15 protein-coding genes are annotated in these 16,337 nt (G+C 69.8%); 11 read left to right on the top strand and 4 right to left on the bottom strand.

Features of this window, described 5'->3' with window-relative positions:
• Positions 1-130: 130 nt before the first annotated feature.
• The 8 genes from ccmE to CIW48_RS02815 all read left to right on the top strand — a co-directional run bounded on the left by ccmE (position 131) and on the right by CIW48_RS02815 (position 9,379).
• Positions 131-643 (top strand): cytochrome c maturation protein CcmE, encoded by a 513-nt coding sequence (gene ccmE / locus CIW48_RS02850; protein ID WP_149308874.1) that lies wholly within the window; start codon positions 131-133, stop codon positions 641-643.
• 10 nt (positions 644-653) lie between these two features.
• Positions 654-2,654: a heme lyase CcmF/NrfE family subunit gene (locus tag CIW48_RS02845; protein WP_149308872.1), complete on the top strand. Its 2,001-nt coding sequence runs from the start codon at positions 654-656 to the stop codon at positions 2,652-2,654.
• Positions 2,654-3,118 (top strand): cytochrome c-type biogenesis protein, encoded by a 465-nt coding sequence (locus tag CIW48_RS02840; RefSeq protein WP_149308870.1) that lies wholly within the window; start codon positions 2,654-2,656, stop codon positions 3,116-3,118. Before CIW48_RS02845 ends, CIW48_RS02840 begins: the two co-directional genes overlap by 1 nt.
• Positions 3,119-3,214: 96 nt before the next feature.
• The gene (locus tag CIW48_RS02835; protein WP_149308867.1) at positions 3,215-3,871 is read left to right on the top strand and encodes a glutathione S-transferase family protein; all 657 of its coding nucleotides are present in this window, start codon (positions 3,215-3,217) and stop codon (positions 3,869-3,871) included.
• 303 nt (positions 3,872-4,174) lie between these two features.
• Positions 4,175-4,648: a formate dehydrogenase subunit gamma gene (locus tag CIW48_RS02830; protein WP_149308865.1), complete on the top strand. Its 474-nt coding sequence runs from the start codon at positions 4,175-4,177 to the stop codon at positions 4,646-4,648.
• Complete coding sequence (locus tag CIW48_RS02825) at positions 4,645-6,204, top strand: formate dehydrogenase beta subunit (RefSeq protein WP_149308863.1); 1,560 nt, start codon at positions 4,645-4,647, stop codon at positions 6,202-6,204. The genes CIW48_RS02830 and CIW48_RS02825 overlap by 4 nt, the downstream gene beginning before the upstream one ends.
• 10 nt (positions 6,205-6,214) lie before the next feature.
• A complete protein-coding gene (gene fdhF / locus CIW48_RS02820) occupies positions 6,215-9,076 on the top strand; it encodes a formate dehydrogenase subunit alpha (RefSeq protein WP_149308861.1) in 2,862 nt (953 codons plus the stop codon).
• A gap of 9 nt (positions 9,077-9,085) precedes the next feature.
• On the top strand, positions 9,086-9,379 hold the full coding sequence (locus CIW48_RS02815) for a formate dehydrogenase subunit delta (protein ID WP_091775099.1): 294 nt from the start codon (positions 9,086-9,088) through the stop codon (positions 9,377-9,379).
• A 241-nt stretch (positions 9,380-9,620) separates the two neighbouring features.
• On the opposite strand, the gene CIW48_RS02810 is transcribed toward CIW48_RS02815, so the two are convergent.
• Positions 9,621-10,283: a 3-oxoacid CoA-transferase subunit B gene (locus tag CIW48_RS02810; RefSeq protein WP_149308859.1), complete on the bottom strand. Its 663-nt coding sequence runs from the start codon at positions 10,281-10,283 to the stop codon at positions 9,621-9,623.
• Positions 10,284-10,307: 24 nt separating this feature from the next.
• On the bottom strand, positions 10,308-11,048 hold the full coding sequence (locus CIW48_RS02805) for a CoA transferase subunit A (RefSeq protein WP_091775092.1): 741 nt from the start codon (positions 11,046-11,048) through the stop codon (positions 10,308-10,310).
• A 307-nt stretch (positions 11,049-11,355) separates the two neighbouring features.
• Here CIW48_RS02805 and CIW48_RS02800 point away from each other — a divergent pair, with 307 nt between their 5' ends.
• Both CIW48_RS02800 and CIW48_RS02795 read left to right on the top strand, forming a co-directional pair.
• Positions 11,356-13,188, top strand: a complete 1,833-nt coding sequence (locus CIW48_RS02800; RefSeq protein ID WP_149308857.1) for an AsmA family protein — start codon at positions 11,356-11,358, stop codon at positions 13,186-13,188.
• Positions 13,189-13,255: 67 nt separating this feature from the next.
• Positions 13,256-14,035, top strand: coding sequence for a DUF1499 domain-containing protein (locus tag CIW48_RS02795; protein WP_149309285.1), 780 nt, complete (start codon positions 13,256-13,258; stop codon positions 14,033-14,035).
• 13 nt (positions 14,036-14,048) lie between these two features.
• Here CIW48_RS02795 and CIW48_RS02790 read toward each other — a convergent pair whose 3' ends face one another.
• Positions 14,049-14,969: an MBL fold metallo-hydrolase gene (locus CIW48_RS02790; RefSeq protein ID WP_149308855.1), complete on the bottom strand. Its 921-nt coding sequence runs from the start codon at positions 14,967-14,969 to the stop codon at positions 14,049-14,051.
• Between the two features lie 616 nt (positions 14,970-15,585).
• Between CIW48_RS02790 and CIW48_RS02785 the strand changes: the two genes are divergently transcribed.
• Positions 15,586-15,762, top strand: a complete 177-nt coding sequence (locus CIW48_RS02785) for a DUF1328 domain-containing protein (RefSeq protein WP_007568853.1) — start codon at positions 15,586-15,588, stop codon at positions 15,760-15,762.
• A gap of 184 nt (positions 15,763-15,946) precedes the next feature.
• Here CIW48_RS02785 and CIW48_RS02780 read toward each other — a convergent pair whose 3' ends face one another.
• Positions 15,947-16,198, bottom strand: coding sequence for a NepR family anti-sigma factor (locus tag CIW48_RS02780; protein ID WP_246695101.1), 252 nt, complete (start codon positions 16,196-16,198; stop codon positions 15,947-15,949).
• Positions 16,199-16,337 lie beyond the last annotated feature (139 nt).

Below are 16,337 nucleotides of genomic sequence, written 5' to 3'. Positions count from 1 at the left end.
CCGTACGACAATCGGTCCCGACGCCTGCCCTTGACCCGCGGGCGCCTGGAGCCGACACCCTGAAGGCTGGAATGAGAACGGTTCGGGTCAGGGCAGGTCTGCGCTCGCCGGACCGTGGGGTGGAAGTATCGTGACGCGTAAGAGCCGCCGCCTGATCCTGATCGCCGCCTGCGGCAGCGTACTCGCGCTGGCCGTGGGGCTGATCCTGTTCGCCATGAGCGGCTCGATCGTGTTCTTCCGTTCGCCGACCGACATCGCTCAGCAGGCCATCGCCCCGGGCACGCGCCTGCGGCTCGGCGGCCTCGTGAAGGACGGCTCGCTCAAGCGCGGCCCGGACCAGACGGTCGATTTCGCCGTCACCGACACGAACGCGACCGTCGCGGTCCATTACAAGGGGCTGCTGCCGGATCTGTTCCGCGAGGGGCAGGGCGTGGTCGCCGAGGGCGTGCTGGAGCCGGGCGGGCAATTCCGCGCGGACACGGTGCTGGCCAAGCACGACGAATCCTACATGCCCCGCGAGGTGGCCGACGCGCTGAAGGCGCAGGGACGCTGGCAGGAGGGCGGCCCGAACAAGGCTGGCCCGGCCCCGAAGCCCGCCACCGCGGCGGCGGACAGCACCCTCGGCCCCCGCAGCGAGCGGTGAGGGAACCCGCATGATCGTCGAGACCGGTCACTTCGCCCTCGCGCTCGCGCTGGCGATCTCCCTCGTCCAGGTGGTGATGCCGATCTGGGCCGCCCGCTCGGGTGATCCGGCGCTCCGCCAGATCGCCTCGCAGGCGGCTTTGGGCGCCTTCGCCTGCGTGCTGTTCGCCTTCGCGGCGCTCACCTGGGCGCACGTCACCTCGGACTTCTCGGTCCAGAACGTCGTCGAGAACTCGCACACGCAGAAGCCGCTGATCTACAAGCTCTCCGGCGTCTGGGGGAACCACGAGGGCTCTATGCTCCTCTGGGTGCTGATCCTCACGCTGTTCGGCGCCTGCGTGGCGGCCGCCAAGAACTCGGTGCCGCCGCGGCTGCGGGCCAGCACGCTGGGCGTGCAGGGGCTGATCACCTTCGTGTTCGTGCTGTTCATCATCACGACCTCGAACCCGTTCACCCGCGTGATCCCGGCCCCGCTCGAGGGCAACGACCTCAATCCGCTGCTGCAGGATCCGGGTCTCGCGATCCACCCGCCGCTCCTCTACATCGGCTATGTCGGCTTCTCGATCAGCTTCGCCTTCGCGGTGGCCGCGCTGATCGACGGGCGGATCGACGCCGTCTGGGCCCGCGCGGTGCGGCCCTGGACTCTAACGGCGTGGTGCTTCCTGACGCTCGGAATCGCGATGGGCTCCTACTGGGCCTATTACGAACTCGGCTGGGGCGGCTGGTGGTTCTGGGACCCGGTGGAGAACGCCTCCCTGATGCCGTGGATCGCCGGCACGGCGCTCCTGCACTCCACCGTGGTGATGGAGAAGCGCGACGCCCTGAAGGTCTGGACGGTGCTGCTCGCCATCCTGACCTTCTCGCTCTCGCTGATCGGCACCTTCCTGGTGCGCTCGGGCGTGATCACCTCGGTCCATTCCTTCGCCACCGACCCGACCCGCGGCGTCTTCATCCTGGCGATCCTGGTCCTGTTCATCGGCGGCTCGCTGACGCTGTTCGCGTGGCGGGCGCCACTGCTGCGGCAGGGCGGCCTGTTCGCGCCGATCTCCCGCGAGGGGTCCCTCGTCCTCAACAACCTGTTCCTGGTGGCCGCCTGCGCCACCGTGCTGGTCGGCACGCTCTATCCGCTGGTGCTGGAGATGCTGACCGGCGAGAAGATCACGGTGGGGCCGCCCTTCTTCAATTCCACCTTCGTGCCGCTCGCGATCCCGCTCCTGCTGATCGTGCCCATGGGCCAGGCGCTGGCCTGGAAGCGCGGCGACGTGCTCGCCGCCGCCCAGCGCCTGTTCGCCGCCCTGGCGGTCGCGCTGATCGTCGGCTTCGCGGTGCTGGCCATGACGTGGGGCGGTCCGGTCCTGGCGCCCATCGGGATCGGCCTCGGCGCCTATCTGTTGATCGGCTCCGCGTTGGAGATCGTCACGCGCGCCCGGGGCTACGGAGCGAGCCGCGCCCGCTCCCTCAGTCAGATCGGGCGCCGCGCCGTCGGGCTGCCGCGCTCGGCCTGGGGAACGGCCATCGCCCATGCGGGAGTCGGCGTGGTGGTGCTGGGCATCGCCGCGCAGGGCTGGGCCACCGAGGGTCTGGCGACTCTCAAGCCCGGCCAGAGCCTCGCGACAGGGCCCTACGTGGCCACCCTGGACCGGGTCGCGCCGCGCAAGGGGCCGAACTACGAGGAGGCCGCCGCCTACCTGACGATCCGGACCCGCGCCGGCGACGAGGTCGGCCAGGTCGAGACCGGCAAGCGCTTCTACCCGAGTCGCAAGATGGCGGTGACGGAATCCGGGCTGCTGACCAACGGCGCAAGCCAGGTCTATGCGAGTCTCGGGGAGATCGGGCAGGACGGCGGCGTCGGCCTGCGCCTGTACTACAAGCCGCTGGTCCTGCTGATCTGGCTCGGGGCGGTGGTGATGGCTGTGGGCGGCGGCCTGTCGCTCACGGACCGGCGGATGCGCGTGGGCGTCCCCGCCAGGGCGAAGGCGCGACCGCTACCGGTCGCGGTGCCAGCCGAGTGATGGCGCGCCGTTCGCTCCGGCCGGCGCTGGCGGCACTCGCCCTGCTGGCGTCGCTCCCCGCCCAGGCAGTCCAGCCCGACGAGGTGCTGAAGGATCCCGTCCTGGAACACCGTGCCCGGGAGATCTCGGCCGAGCTGCGCTGCCTCGTCTGCCAGAACCAGTCGATCGACGATTCCGATGCGCCGCTCGCCAAGGACCTGCGCCTGATCGTGCGCGAGCGGCTGGAGAAGGGCGACAGCGACAAGGCGGTGCTCGACTACGTCGTGGACCGCTACGGCGAGTTCGTGCTGCTGCGCCCGGTCTTCGCGCTGCACACCCTGCTGCTGTGGCTGACGCCGGTGCTGGCGGTGCTGCTCGGCGCCTTCGGCATCTGGCGTCTCGCCCGCCGTCGTCCGGCCGCGCCCGTCCGGACCCTGTCGGCCGCCGAGGAGGCGGAGGTCGCGAAGCTGCTGCGACGGGAGTAGAATCGGGGGCGGTAGCGATTCGCCCGCCCCGTTCGGCACGAGTCTTGGATCGGGCCTCGCAGACCGCATGATCGGCGACGCGCCCGGGGCAGGACGATGACGGCCGCTACCCTCACCATCTCGAGCCGCAATTACTCCTCGTGGTCGCTGCGGGGCTGGCTGATCTGCCGGATGGCCGGACTCGACTTCCAGACCGAGGTCCTATCCGGCACCGATGCCACCAGCCGGGCGGAATTGCTGCACCTCTCGCCCTCCTTCCTGGTGCCGCGCCTGCGCCACGGCGATGTGGTGGTCTGGGACACCCTGGCCATCGCCGAATATCTCGCCGAGACCTTCCCGGATGCCGGTTTCCTGCCCGGCACCGTGGCGGAGCGGGCCCATTGCCGCTCCATCTCCGGCGAGATGCATTCCGGCTTCGTCAATCTTCGCTCGGCCCTGCCGATGAACCTGCGCGCCTTCCACCCCGACTTCCGGGTGTTCAACGGCGCGAAGGCCGATATCGACCGCATCGTCACGATCTTCGACGATTGCCTGGACCGCTACGAGGGGCCCTACCTGTTCGGCGCCCGGCCGTGCCTGGCCGATGCCATGTTCGCCCCGGTCTGCACCCGCTTCCGCACCTACGACGTCGCGCTGCCACCCCGCGCCGCCGCCTATCGCGACACGATCCTGCACTGGCCGCTGATGGTCGAGTGGGCGGAGGCCTCCGCCGACGAGCCGGACGAGATCGAGGAACTGGAGATGGAGTTCTGACAGGCTGCCCAGGCGGCCCCAGTACCCTAAGCGACTGACGCGGACGGACATCCCGACAGCGCAAAAATGCAATTTCTTGCAGGGCACAAATTCATGTTGCGGCGCACGCAAGAAAAACCGACCTCCGCAGTTTCCTGAAAAGAGAAGCTCTGCCAATAAATTAACGGGTCTCGTCCGGCGTGCTGCGCGGCGAGTTACAGCTCGACAAACGTCCTTTGTCGAGCGACCGGACTGCGCGATTGAAGGCAACCGGCATTTCTGTTCCTCTTCGCATTAGAACAGGAACAGACTGGGCTGGAAACCATGGCGCGTCACGAGCCCTGGAGCGCGGAGCGCGCATCCGGGATCATCGCCGAGCACACCCATCTCGAAGGGGCCACGCTGCCGATCCTGCACGCGCTGCAGGAGACGTTCGGCTACGTGGACACCGGCGCTGTGCCGCTGATCGCCGACGCGCTGAACCTGTCGCGCGCCGAGGTTCACGGCTGCATCACCTTCTACCACGATTTCCGCGCTCACCCCGCCGGCCGCCACGAGGTGAAGCTGTGCCGGGCCGAGGCCTGCCAGGCCATGGGCTCCGACAAGCTCCACCGCGAGATCCTCGGCCGTCTCGGCTGCGGCTGGCACGAGACCACCGCCGATGGCAGCGCCACGGTGGAGCCGGTCTACTGCCTCGGCCTCTGCGCCAACGGTCCCGCCGCGCTGGTCGACGGTGAGCCCGTCGCGCACCTGACCGCCGACGCCCTCGAAGCTGCCCTGACGGAGGTGCGCCAGTGAGCGTCACCCTGTACGTTCCCCGCGACGCCGTCGCCCTTGGCCTCGGCGCCAACAAGGTGGCCCGCGCGCTCTTCGCCGGCGCCGAGCGCCGCGGCCTCGACGTCACCATCGTGCGCACCGGCTCCCGCGGCCTGTTCTGGCTGGAGCCGATGGTCGAGGTCGGCACGCCCGAGGGGCGCGTCGCCTACGGTCCGGTGACGGTCAAGGACGTCGACGCCCTGCTGGACGCCGGCCTGACCACGGGCGGCGACCACGCCCTGCGCCTCGGCGACCCGGAGACGATCCCCTACCTCGCCCGGCAGCAGCGCCTGACCTTCCACCGCTGCGGCGTGATCGACCCGGTCTCCGTCGAGGATTACCGGGCCCATGGCGGCTATCGCGGCCTCGAGGCCGCGCTGAGGCTCGATGCCGAGGGGATCGTCGCGGCGGTGCGCGATTCCGGGCTCCGCGGCCGGGGCGGTGCCGGCTTCCCGGCCGGCATCAAGTGGAACACCGTGATGCTCGCCAGGGCGGACCAGAAATACGTGGTCTGCAACGCCGACGAGGGCGATTCCGGCACCTTCGCCGACCGGATGATGATGGAGGGCGACCCCTTCAACCTCATCGAGGGCATGACCATCGCGGGCGTCGCGACCGGCGCCACCCGCGGCTACATCTACCTGCGCTCCGAGTATCCGCAGGCCTTCGCCACCCTCAAGGAGGCGATTGCCAATGGCGTCACCGCGGGCGTGCTCGGCGACAACATCCTGGGCTCGGGCAAGAGCTTCCACTTGGAAGTGCGTCTCGGCGCCGGCGCCTATATCTGCGGTGAGGAGACCTCGCTGCTGGAGAGCCTCGAGGGCAAGCGCGGCATCGTGCGGGCCAAGCCCCCGATCCCGGCGCTCAAGGGCTTCCTGGGCAAGCCGACGCTGGTCAACAACGTCATGACCTTCACGGCCGTGCCGTGGATCCTGGAGAACGGCGCCAAGGCCTACGCCGAATACGGCATGGGCCGGTCGCTCGGCACCCTGCCGATCCAGCTCGCCGGCAACATCAAGCATGGCGGCCTGATCGAGATGGCCTTCGGCATCACCCTCCGTCAGGTGATCGAGGATTTCGGCGGCGGCACGCGTTCGGGCCGGCCGGTCCGGGCCGTGCAGGTCGGCGGGCCGCTCGGGGCCTACTTCCCCGACCATCTCCTCGACACGCCCCTCGATTACGAGGCGATGGCGGCCAAGAAGGGCCTCGTCGGCCATGGCGGCATCGTGGTGTTCGACGACACCGTCGACATGGCGAGCCAAGCCCGCTTCGCCTTCGAGTTCTGCGCCACCGAGTCGTGCGGCAAGTGCACGCCCTGCCGGATCGGCGCGACCCGCGGCGTCGAGACCATGGACAAGGTGATCGCCGGCATCCGGCCGGACGCCAACCTGAAGCTGGTCGAGGACCTCTGCGAGGTCATGACCGACGGGTCGCTTTGCGCCATGGGCGGGCTCACGCCCATGCCCGTCATGAGCGCGATCACCCATTTCCCCGAGGATTTCAGGCGCGCCGGCGATCTGCCGGCCGCGGCCGAGTGAGGAGACGTCGATGGGCCTGATCAAGGAGATCGACTACGGCACGCCGATCCGGGTTGCGGAGCAGACCGTCACCCTGACGATCGACGGCATGTTGGTGACGGTACCGGCCGGCACCTCGGTGATGGCGGCGGCGATGCATGCCGGGACGCAGATCCCGAAGCTCTGCGCCACCGACTCGCTGGAGCCCTTCGGCTCCTGCCGCCTCTGCCTCGTGGAGATCGAGGGTCGGCGCGGCACCCCGGCCTCCTGCACGACCCCGGCCGAGAACGGCATGGTGGTGCACACGCAGAACGAGAAGCTCGCCAAGCTCCGCAAGGGCGTGATGGAGCTCTACATCTCCGATCACCCCCTCGACTGCCTGACCTGCGCGGCCAACGGCGATTGCGAGCTGCAGACCCAGGCGGGCGTGGTCGGCTTGCGCGACGTGCGATACGGCTACGAGGGCGACAACCACGTCCGGCCGAGCTCCGAGAAGTACCTGCCGAAGGACGAGTCGAACCCGTACTTCACCTACGACCCGTCGAAGTGCATCGTCTGCAACCGCTGCGTCCGCGCCTGCGAGGAGGTGCAGGGCACCTTCGCGCTGACCATCGCGGGCCGCGGCTTCGACAGCCGCGTGGCGGCCGGCCCGACCAATTTCTTCGAGTCCGAGTGCGTGTCCTGCGGCGCCTGCGTCCAGGCGTGTCCGACGGCCACGTTGCAGGAAAAATCGATCCACGAGTTCGGCCAGCCCGAGCACGCGGAGGTGACGACCTGCGCGTATTGCGGCGTCGGCTGCTCGTTCAAGGCCGAGATGCAGGGCGAGCGCGTCGTCCGCATGGTCCCCTACAAAGGCGGCAAGGCCAACGAGGGCCATTCCTGCGTGAAGGGCCGCTTCGCCTACGGCTACGCCACCCACAAGGACCGCATCACCAAGCCGATGATCCGCGAGAAGATCACGGATCCGTGGCGCGAGGTCTCGTGGGAGGAGGCGATCGACCGCGCCGCCTCCGAGTTCAAGCGGATCCAGGCGAAATACGGCAAGGACTCGGTCGGCGGCATCACCTCGTCGCGCTGCACCAACGAGGAGGCCTACCTCGTCCAGAAGCTGGTGCGCGCCGCCTTCGGCAACAACAACGTCGATACCTGCGCCCGCGTCTGCCACTCGCCGACCGGCTACGGCCTGATGTCGACGCTCGGCACCTCGGCCGGCACCCAGGACTTCAAGTCGGTCGAGCATTCCGACGTGATCCTGGTGATCGGCGCCAACCCGACCGACGGCCACCCGGTCTTCGGCTCGCGGATGAAGAAGCGCCTGCGCCAGGGCGCCAAGCTGATCGTCGCCGATCCCCGCAAGATCGACCTGGTGAAGTCGGCCCACATCAAGGCCGACTATCACCTGCCGCTGAAGCCCGGCTCCAACGTCGCCTTCATCAACTCGCTGGCGCACGTGATCGTCACCGAGGGGCTGATCGACGAGGCCTATGTCCGCGAGCGCTGCGATCTGGCGGAGTTCGAGTCCTGGGCCCGGTTCATCGCCGAGGAGCGCCACTCCCCGGAGAACCAGGCGCAGTTCACCGGTCTCGACCCGGCGGAGGTCCGCGGCGCGGCTCGGCTCTACGCCAAGGGCGGCGCGGCCGGCATCTACTACGGGCTGGGCGTCACCGAGCACAGCCAGGGCTCGACCATGGTCATGGGCATGGCCAACATCGCCATGGCCACCGGCAATATCGGCAAGCTCGGCGCCGGCGTGAACCCGCTGCGCGGCCAGAACAACGTCCAGGGCTCCTGCGACATGGGCTCGTTCCCGCACGAGCTCACCGGCTACCGCCACGTCTCGGACGACGCCACCCGCGAGAGCTTCGAGGCGATCTGGGGGGCCAAGCTCGACAACGCCCCGGGCCTGCGCATCACCAACATGCTCGACGAGGCCGTCGAGGGCACGTTCAAGGGCATGTACATCCAGGGCGAGGACATCGCGCAGTCCGACCCCGACACGCACCACGTGACCTCGGGCCTGATGGCGATGGAGTGCATCGTCGTCCAGGACCTGTTCCTGAACGAGACCGCGAAGTACGCCCACGTCTTCCTGCCGGGCGCCTCGTTCCTGGAGAAGGACGGGACCTTCACCAACGCCGAGCGCCGCATCTCGCGGGTCCGCAAGGTCATGGCCCCGATGGGCGGCTACGGCGACTGGGAGGGCACGGTGCTGCTCTCCAACGCGCTGGGCTACAAGATGGAGTACAACCACCCGTCCGAGATCATGGACGAGATCGCCCGGCTCACCCCGAGCTTCACCGGCGTGTCCTACGCCAAGCTCGACGAGCTCGGCTCGGTGCAGTGGCCCTGCAACGAGAAGGCGCCGCTCGGCACGCCGATGATGCACGTGGACCGCTTCGTCCGCGGCAAGGGCCGCTTCATGATCACCGAGTTTGTGGCCACCGAGGAGCGGACGGGGGCGAAGTTCCCGCTGATCCTCACCACGGGCCGGATCCTGTCCCAGTACAATGTCGGCGCGCAGACACGGCGCACCGAGAACTCGCGCTGGCACGAGGAGGACGTGCTGGAGATCCACCCCTTCGACGCGGAGCTGCGCGGCATCGTCGACGGCGACCTCGTCGCCCTGGAGAGCCGCTCGGGCGACATCGCCCTGAAGGCCAAGATCTCGGAACGGATGCAGCCGGGCGTGGTCTACACCACGTTCCACCACGCCAAGACCGGCGCCAACGTCATCACGACGGACTACTCGGACTGGGCGACCAACTGCCCCGAGTACAAGGTGACGGCGGTGCAGGTCCGGCGGACCAACCGGCCCTCGGACTGGCAGGCGAAGTTCTACGAGGAGGACTTCTCCCTGACCCGGATCGCCCAGACCCTGGACGCGGCAGAGTAAGAGTACCCGATGAGTGCCGTGACACAGGCGGACAAGCTCGTCCGCATGGCGAACCAGATCGCCACCTTCTTCCGGTCCTACCCGGAGGAGGAGGCGGTTGCCGGAATCCAGAAGCACATCAAGGCGTTCTGGACGCCGAAGATGATCGCGCATCTCGAAGCCGCCCTGCCGGAGCAGGGCGACCGGGTCGACAGCTTCGTGCGGCGGGCGCTGAACGGCGAGGAGCCTGCGGCCGACAGCCCGGTGCGGCCCGCGACCCGGGATCCGCAGCTCGCGGGTGCGGGCGCCAGCGACGCGGGCTGATCGGGTTGCCGCGAGGACGGCTTCCGGTTCGGAACCGGCCTGAGCAGACCGGCAGAGAACGACGAAGCACCCTCTCTCCCGGCGGGGAGAGAGGGTGCTTCGCGTTTAGGCCCTGCCACCGGGTGAATGGCGCCGTCGGGCGTTCGGATGCGGGGAGCGTCCCGGCTCGAGCGCGCTGAAACGGGGGCCGGACGCCTGTAGCCGTGAGGCCCGGCGATGTCGGCCGCCGGGCCTTCCGGACTCAGTTCTTCAGAGCGACCGTGAAGTCGGCCTCGGTCTTGCCCCGGATCTCGTCCTCGGTGACGCCGTCGGCCAGCTCGATGAGCTTCATGCCGCCGTCGCCCTTCTTGTCGATCTCGAACACGCCGAGATCGGTGATCACCAAGTCGACCACGCGGGTGCCGGTGAGCGGCAGGTCGCAGGCCTTGAGCAGCTTCGGGCTCTCGGTGCCGTCCTTGTTCTTGGCGACGTGCTCCATCACCACGACCACGCGCTTCACGCCGGCCACGAGGTCCATGGCGCCGCCCATCCCCTTCACCATCTTGCCGGGGATCATCCAGTTGGCGAGGTCGCCGTTGCCGGCCACCTGCATGGCGCCGAGGATCGACAGGTTGATGTGCCCGCCGCGGATCATCCCGAAGGAATCCGCCGAGGAGAAGTAGCTCGTGGTCGGCAGCGCGGTGATCGTCTGCTTGCCGGCATTGATCAGGTCCGGATCCTCCTCACCCTCGTAGGGGAAGGGGCCCATGCCGAGCATGCCGTTCTCCGACTGGAGCTGCACCGACATGCCCTCGGGGATGTAGTTCGACACCAGCGTCGGGATGCCGATGCCGAGGTTCACGTAGAAGCCGTCTTCCAGCTCCTTGGCGGCGCGCGCCGCCATCTGCTCGCGGGTCCAGGCCATCGTTCTCGCTCCCTTCCCGTCCGATCAGTGCGTGCCGCCGCCGGCCGCCGCGGCCGGGGTGCTGTCACCGCGCTTGCGCGTGGTGCGCTGCTCGATGCGCTTGTCGCGCACGCCCACGTCGATGATCCGCTTCACGAAGATGCCGGGCGTGTGGATCGTGTCCGGATCGATCTCGCCGGGCTTCACGAGGTGCTCGACCTGCGCAACCGTCATCTTGGCGGCGGTGGCCATCATCGGGTTGAAATTGCGCGCGGTCATCCGGTAGCGGAGATTGCCCTCGGTATCCCCCGTATGGGCGTGGACCAGGGCGAGGTCGGCGAACAGGCCGCGCTCCATGACGTAGGACTCGCCGTCGAACTCCCGGATCTCCTTGCCGTCGGCAACCTTGGTGCCAACACCGGTCTTGGTGAAGAAGGCTGGGATACCGGCGCCGCCGGCGCGGATCCGCTCGGCCAGCGTGCCCTGCGGGTTGAACTCGATCTCCAGCTCGCCGCCGAGATACTGGCGGGCGAACTCCTTGTTCTCGCCCACGTAGGACGAGATCATCTTCCGGACCTGGCGGGTGTCCAGGAGCTTGCCGAGGCCGACCCCGTCGATGCCGGCATTGTTCGAGACGACGGTGAGGCCCTTGACGCCCGAGAGGCGCACCGCCTCGATCAGCTCGTCGGGGATGCCGCAGAGGCCGAAACCGCCGCACATCACCATCATGTCGTCGTGCAGGAGGCCGGCCAGGGCGGCGGCGGCATCCGTGTAGACCTTCTTCATCGAACCGTCCTTTTCCCGCCGGACCCGACCGGCCGAAACCTTGGGAAGCGCGTGTCCTCGCGCCTGCTCTCCCCGATTCCGCGCGCGAAATCCAGTGGTGCGCCGCACCGGCCCGTGCGGTCTCGGGCGATCCGTAACCGGCACTGCGTTGGGGAGGGCAGGGCGGCCCTGCGCGGGTGCGGCAGACAAATCCGGCCGAGGACGCTAGATTGCCCATTCGACGTGCAGACCCTGCCGGGCCGTGGCAGCCAGAGGGGCCAGCGCGGCGCCCGGCTTCCGGCCACTGCCGCCGCCCCTTCGGAGCATGATGTCGCTGCGCCGCCCGATCTTCGTCCTCGCTCTCGGGAGCCTGATCGCGGCCGGTCTCGGCCTGCGCGATTGGCCCCTGGACGACGGCCGGGTGACGGCCTTCGCCCGCCGCGCCTTCGAGGCTTACGGCCTCGGCCTGACGCTGCAGGGGCCAGCGAGCCTCGCGCTCCTCCCCTGGCCGCGTCTGACCCTCGACCGCGTCCGGCTCGCCGCAGGATCCGCCGGTCCGGTGCTGGCGGAAGAAGGCCGCCTGACCATCGACCTCGATCCGCTGAGCCTCCTCGGCGGGCAGGCGGCCGTGAGCGGCCTGCGCCTGGAGGGCTCGCGCCTGTCGGAGGACGCGGCCGGCTGGGACGAGCCCTTGGCGCGGCTTGTCGAGAAGGCCCGGTCGGGCGACACGGCCCGGCCGCGCCGGATCGTCCTGCGCGATGCGCGCCTCGGCGCAGGCGACACGGCCCGGGACATCGATCTTGACCTTGCCTGGCCGCTCTGGGGCACGGCGGCGGAGGGCCGTGCCAGCCTGACCTGGCGGGGCGTGCCGACCCGGATCACCGTGACCCACCTGCGGCCATCCGAGATTGCCCTGGGTCGCCGCACCCCGTTCACGGCCGAGATTGTGTGGCCGGACGGCAGTCTCACGGCAGACGGAACGGTGGCGCCGGCAGCGGAGGGCGGCGCGCTGCCCGCGCTCGCCGGACAGGTGCGGTTCGAGACGCGCTCCCTGCCGGGCAGCCTCGCCTGGATCGGCCGAGCCGTTCCGCTGGCGCCGCTGGCCGGGGCGTTCTCGATCGACGGCCGGTTCGAGACGGCCGAGCGATCCGTCTCCTGGCCGAGCCTGCGCATCGGCCTCGGCCAGAACGTCCTGGAGGGAGCCGGCGCCGTCGCCTTCGGACCGGGCAAGGCGCCGCGCCTCTCGGTGCAGGCAACCCTGGCGGCCGAGACGCTCGACCTCACGCCCCTCGTCGCGGATCTCTCGCGGATCCTCGACCCTGCGCCCGCGTCGATCGCTCTGGCGCCGGTCACACAGGGCGACCTCGACCTGCGCCTGTCCGCCTCCGAGGGGCGCGTCGGCGCGGTTCGGGTTCAGGATCTCGCGGCGAGTGTCCTGGTGCGCGAAGCCGCGCTGGAGGTCGCCGTGAACCGGGCCCGGATCCAGGACGGCACGTTCAAGGGACGGGTGAACCTGACGAGCGGGGCGGATCCGGCCGCAACCGACCTGCGCATGCAGGGGAGCCTCGATCGCATCGATCTCGGCGCGCTTCTCGGTGAGATCGGCGCCGTGCGCTGGGTGGTCGGACCCGTGCAGGGACAATTTTCCGTCGAATCCAAGGCCCGCGACACAACCGGGCTCCTGGCGCATCTCGGCGGTCGGGCTACCCTCGCCATGGATGGCGGCGCCATCGCGGGCCTCGATCTCGCCGACGTCATCCATCGCAACGGTGTGGTGGCGCCCGGCGCCCTGGCGCGCCGGAACGGCCGGACCGCCTTCGAGCGGGCGGTGGTGACGCTGCGCTTCATCGACGGCGTGGGCGAGATCGCCGAGTCGGGGCTGCTGGGGCCCGGCGTCGGCGCCACCCTGCACGGGCAGGTTTCGCTGCCGGATCGGCGGCTCGATGTCCGGGGCGATCTCGTCCTGCGCCCCCAGGCCGATCCTGCCCGCGGGATCCAGTTCGCGGTAACGGGACCCTGGAGCGCCCTGACGGCACAGACGGTCACCCCCGTCGAGGTATCCGATCCGGCCAGCCGGATTGGGGAAGCGATGCTGCCCGATCCCCTCAAGTTGCCCGCCACGCTCGGTCTGCCTGGCAACGCCCGCGCGTATGCGCCGTGATCGTCGCGCGATGGCGCCTGTCCCGGCCAAGCTCTAAGATCAGGCCTCGAACGCCTTCATGATCCCCATGCGCCGCCTGCTCATCGAGGAACCCGTCACCCGCGCGGGGCCACTGGCCCGGCGGCTTGCCGTGTTCTCCGTCATCGCCACCGGGATCGCCCTGATCCTGGTGCGGGATCCGCGTGCCGATACCGACGCGGCGCTCGCGGCCCTCGTGGCCGGGCTCTGTGTCGCGGTGCTGGCCGCGGCGGCCGCGATCTTCGCCTTCGTGCGGGTCTGGCGCGAGGGTGCCCGCGGTCTCGGCGCCGCCCTCGCCGGGCTGATCCTCGCCCTTGCGGTTCTCGGCTATCCCGCCTTCCTGGGCTTGCGCGGTCTGCGGCTGCCAGCCCTGTCCGACATCACCACCGACATCGACAACCCGCCCGCCTTCTCGCGCTCGCGGGCCGCCTTCGCGGCCCGCGGCGGCCGCTACCCGGCGGATCCCGAACCGGGGATGCGCGAGCGCCAGCGCGGCGCCTATCCGCAGATCGCGCCGCTGACCCTCGATATCGGCGCCGACGAGGCCTTCGAACTCGCCCGGCAGGCGGCCCTGAAGCGGCATTGGCAGATCGTCGAGGCGATCCGGCCGGGCGGCCGGACCGGGAGCGGGCGGATCGAGGCCGTGGCCCGCGGCCTGATCCTCAACCTGCCCGACGACGTCACCGTGCGCATTCGTCCGCGCGCGGACGGGGCGCGGATCGACGTGCGTTCGGCCTCGCGACTCGGCGGCCGCGATTTCGGCAGCAACGCCGACCGGATCCGGGCCTATCTTGACGACGTCGCCAACCTCGCCCTTGCGGTGAAGTGAACCGTCGCGCCCCTCAGGCGGGCGCGTAGCTGCCGTCCAGCCGGGGGGCGCCGTCGCAGGTTGCGAGCCCGCGCCCGACCAAGTCCTCCAGATGGGCGAAGACCGAGAGTGCCGCCGCCCCGCGGAGCCGGGGATCGAGCCCCTGGTAGATCGCCGCGACGATATCGGCGATCCGCCCGTCCCCGGCGGCCAGCCGCGTACGGATCGCCGCCTCGCGCTGACGCCGGTGCCCGGCAAGCCCGCGGAGGAACCGGGCGGGCTCGTGCACCGGTCCGCCATGGCCCGGCCAGTAGACCGTCTCGTCGCGCCCGCGCAGCTTGTCGAGGGACGCCATGTAGGCCCGCATCGCGCCGTCCGGCGGCGCCACGATCGTCGTCGACCACGCCATGACGTGGTCACCCGAGAACAGCACCTGCGCCTCCGGCAACGCGAAGGCGACATGGTTCATCGTGTGACCGGGGGTCTCCACCGCCACGAGGGTCCAGCCCGGGCCGGCGACGGTGTCGCCTTCCGCCATCGCCCGATCGGGCGCGTGGGCCCGGTCGGCGCTGGCATCGAGCATCGGGGTCTCGGCCTCCGCCAGGGCGCGCGCGGGCCTGTGCGGCCCGCACCCGACGATCGGTGCGCCGGTGCGCGCGGCCAGGAGCCGGGCCCCCGGCGAATGATCGCGATGGGTGTGGGTGACCACGATGGCTTCCACACGCTCCGCACCGAGGTCCTGAAGCAGCGCCTCGATATGCGCCGGATCGTCTGGGCCCGGATCGAGCACCGCGACCCGGCCCCGGCCGACCACGTAGGTGCAGGTGCCGCTCGCCGTAAACGGCCCGCCATTCGGCGCAACCCGGCGCCGGATCAGCGGCGCGACCTCGTCCAGCCGGCCGGCCGGGGGCATCGAAGGATTGAAGGTCAGGCTGTTCTCGTCTGCGTCGGCCATCGCGATCCCGAGCGATCGAAGCGGCCGTTCATTGGACGCTTCGCGGCGGCGTGGCAATCGCTCCGGAGCCTGGGCGGCACTCCGTCCCACCCCAGCCTACGCGACTGTCCACCTGCGAGAACGTCGCCACCGTTTGCTGCGGGTCGCGTAACCCGGGAGGATGTCTTCGCCCCGGCGGCCCGATGAGCGCGTTGCCTGCTATGCTCGGCGGATTGCCTGGAGAGACGCAGGCTGTCAGGCTTGGCGTCGCGTCTGCCGGGCTCGCACACGGACCGGAACGGGGGCTGGTACCGGCGAAAGACCGAGTACCGCGGCGCGCAGGGCATCGCCGGCCCTGTCGACAACGGCGGCGAGGCGTGCCGCCATCGCGGCGGCCTTCGATCGAACGGCACTCTTGGCAGATTGCAGCATCGCAAATCCTGGATCGAGCCTGGAGACCTCTCTTCGAACGCTAGCGCCCCTGTCTCGTTCCGTCACCCTATGTCGCGGGCGGTGCTCGCGCCCCTGCGTGCCCACAGGACTTCGCATTATGGGCGGAACCGGAGCGAAACCTTGGCGTTTTCGTGTTCAGAACGACGCGGCCCGCCCGCGTTGATACTTTCCAAGGATACGAACCATGCTCGGTTGGGCCGTAACTTTTCTCGTCGTCGCCCTCGTGGCCGCTCTGCTTGGCTTCGGCGGCATTGCCGGCACGGCAATGGAAGCTGCCAAGCTGGTGTTCTTCGTGGCGATCGTTCTGTTCGCGATCTCGGCGGTCGTGGGTCTGATGCGGGGGCGCTCGCCAACCCTCTGAGGGTCCACCGGAGCCGCCGGTCCTGGTCGGGGCCGGCATCCGGGCCCTCGAGAAAGCCGCCGCCCCCTGCGGCGGCTTTCCGTTTTGAGCCGATGCATGGGACAGACCCGGAGGGCCGCCGTCTGGCCGGGGGATCTCTGCAAGAAGAGAGGCCCCGCCTGCCGAAGCGGCGGATGCATCAGGCTCAGGCTTTCCGGTCGGCGCTGTCGAGCTGCGCGATCAGATCGGCGAAACGGTCCGGCACAGGTTGCTGCGTGACCGTGTCGTACATCGCCCGCAACTGCACGGCGATACGATTGCGGGTCTGGTCGCTCAGGCCCGATCGCAGCCGGGGGCGGTCGCTCGGCGTGAGACTGTCGGAATGGACCTCGTCGATGGAGCCGTCTCGGGGCTCTGATGTCGGATCCGAGGCGGTCTCGGCCTGCGAGTCGCGCACGCGAAATCCTGCCTCCTTCCTCTGGTCCGCCATCAACACGCCCCTTGTTGCCGAAGTCGGCTCGGCCGCATTGTGCTGCGGCTCGACATACGCCATGGCTGCGGCGGCAACGCCTGCCCGCCGGGATCGGTTCCGCCGG

Source organism: Methylobacterium sp. P1-11 (assembly GCF_008329595.1).
In the GTDB taxonomy this organism is placed as follows: Bacteria; Pseudomonadota; Alphaproteobacteria; order Rhizobiales; family Beijerinckiaceae; genus Methylobacterium.
The sequence above is the reverse complement of the archived record's forward strand: the minus strand, read 5'-3'. Positions and strand labels throughout refer to the sequence as shown.

Bases quoted from the DNA above. Each gene is read 5' to 3' on its own strand.
- CIW48_RS02805 (WP_091775092.1), bottom strand. From the start codon at position 11,048: ATGAAGAAGGTCTACACGGATGCCGCCGCCGCCCTGGCCGGCCTCCTG.
- CIW48_RS02815 (WP_091775099.1), top strand. From the start codon at position 9,086: ATGAGTGCCGTGACACAGGCGGACAAGCTCGTCCGCATGGCGAACCAG.
- CIW48_RS02790 (WP_149308855.1), bottom strand. From the start codon at position 14,969: ATGGCCGACGCAGACGAGAACAGCCTGACCTTCAATCCTTCGATGCCC.
- CIW48_RS02800 (WP_149308857.1), top strand. From the start codon at position 11,356: ATGTCGCTGCGCCGCCCGATCTTCGTCCTCGCTCTCGGGAGCCTGATC.
- CIW48_RS02835 (WP_149308867.1), top strand. From the start codon at position 3,215: ATGACGGCCGCTACCCTCACCATCTCGAGCCGCAATTACTCCTCGTGG.
- CIW48_RS02785 (WP_007568853.1), top strand. From the start codon at position 15,586: ATGCTCGGTTGGGCCGTAACTTTTCTCGTCGTCGCCCTCGTGGCCGCT.
- CIW48_RS02840 (WP_149308870.1), top strand. From the start codon at position 2,654: ATGGCGCGCCGTTCGCTCCGGCCGGCGCTGGCGGCACTCGCCCTGCTG.
- CIW48_RS02795 (WP_149309285.1), top strand. From the start codon at position 13,256: ATGCGCCGCCTGCTCATCGAGGAACCCGTCACCCGCGCGGGGCCACTG.
- CIW48_RS02810 (WP_149308859.1), bottom strand. From the start codon at position 10,283: ATGGCCTGGACCCGCGAGCAGATGGCGGCGCGCGCCGCCAAGGAGCTG.
- CIW48_RS02845 (WP_149308872.1), top strand. From the start codon at position 654: ATGATCGTCGAGACCGGTCACTTCGCCCTCGCGCTCGCGCTGGCGATC.
- CIW48_RS02830 (WP_149308865.1), top strand. From the start codon at position 4,175: ATGGCGCGTCACGAGCCCTGGAGCGCGGAGCGCGCATCCGGGATCATC.
- fdhF (WP_149308861.1), top strand. From the start codon at position 6,215: ATGGGCCTGATCAAGGAGATCGACTACGGCACGCCGATCCGGGTTGCG.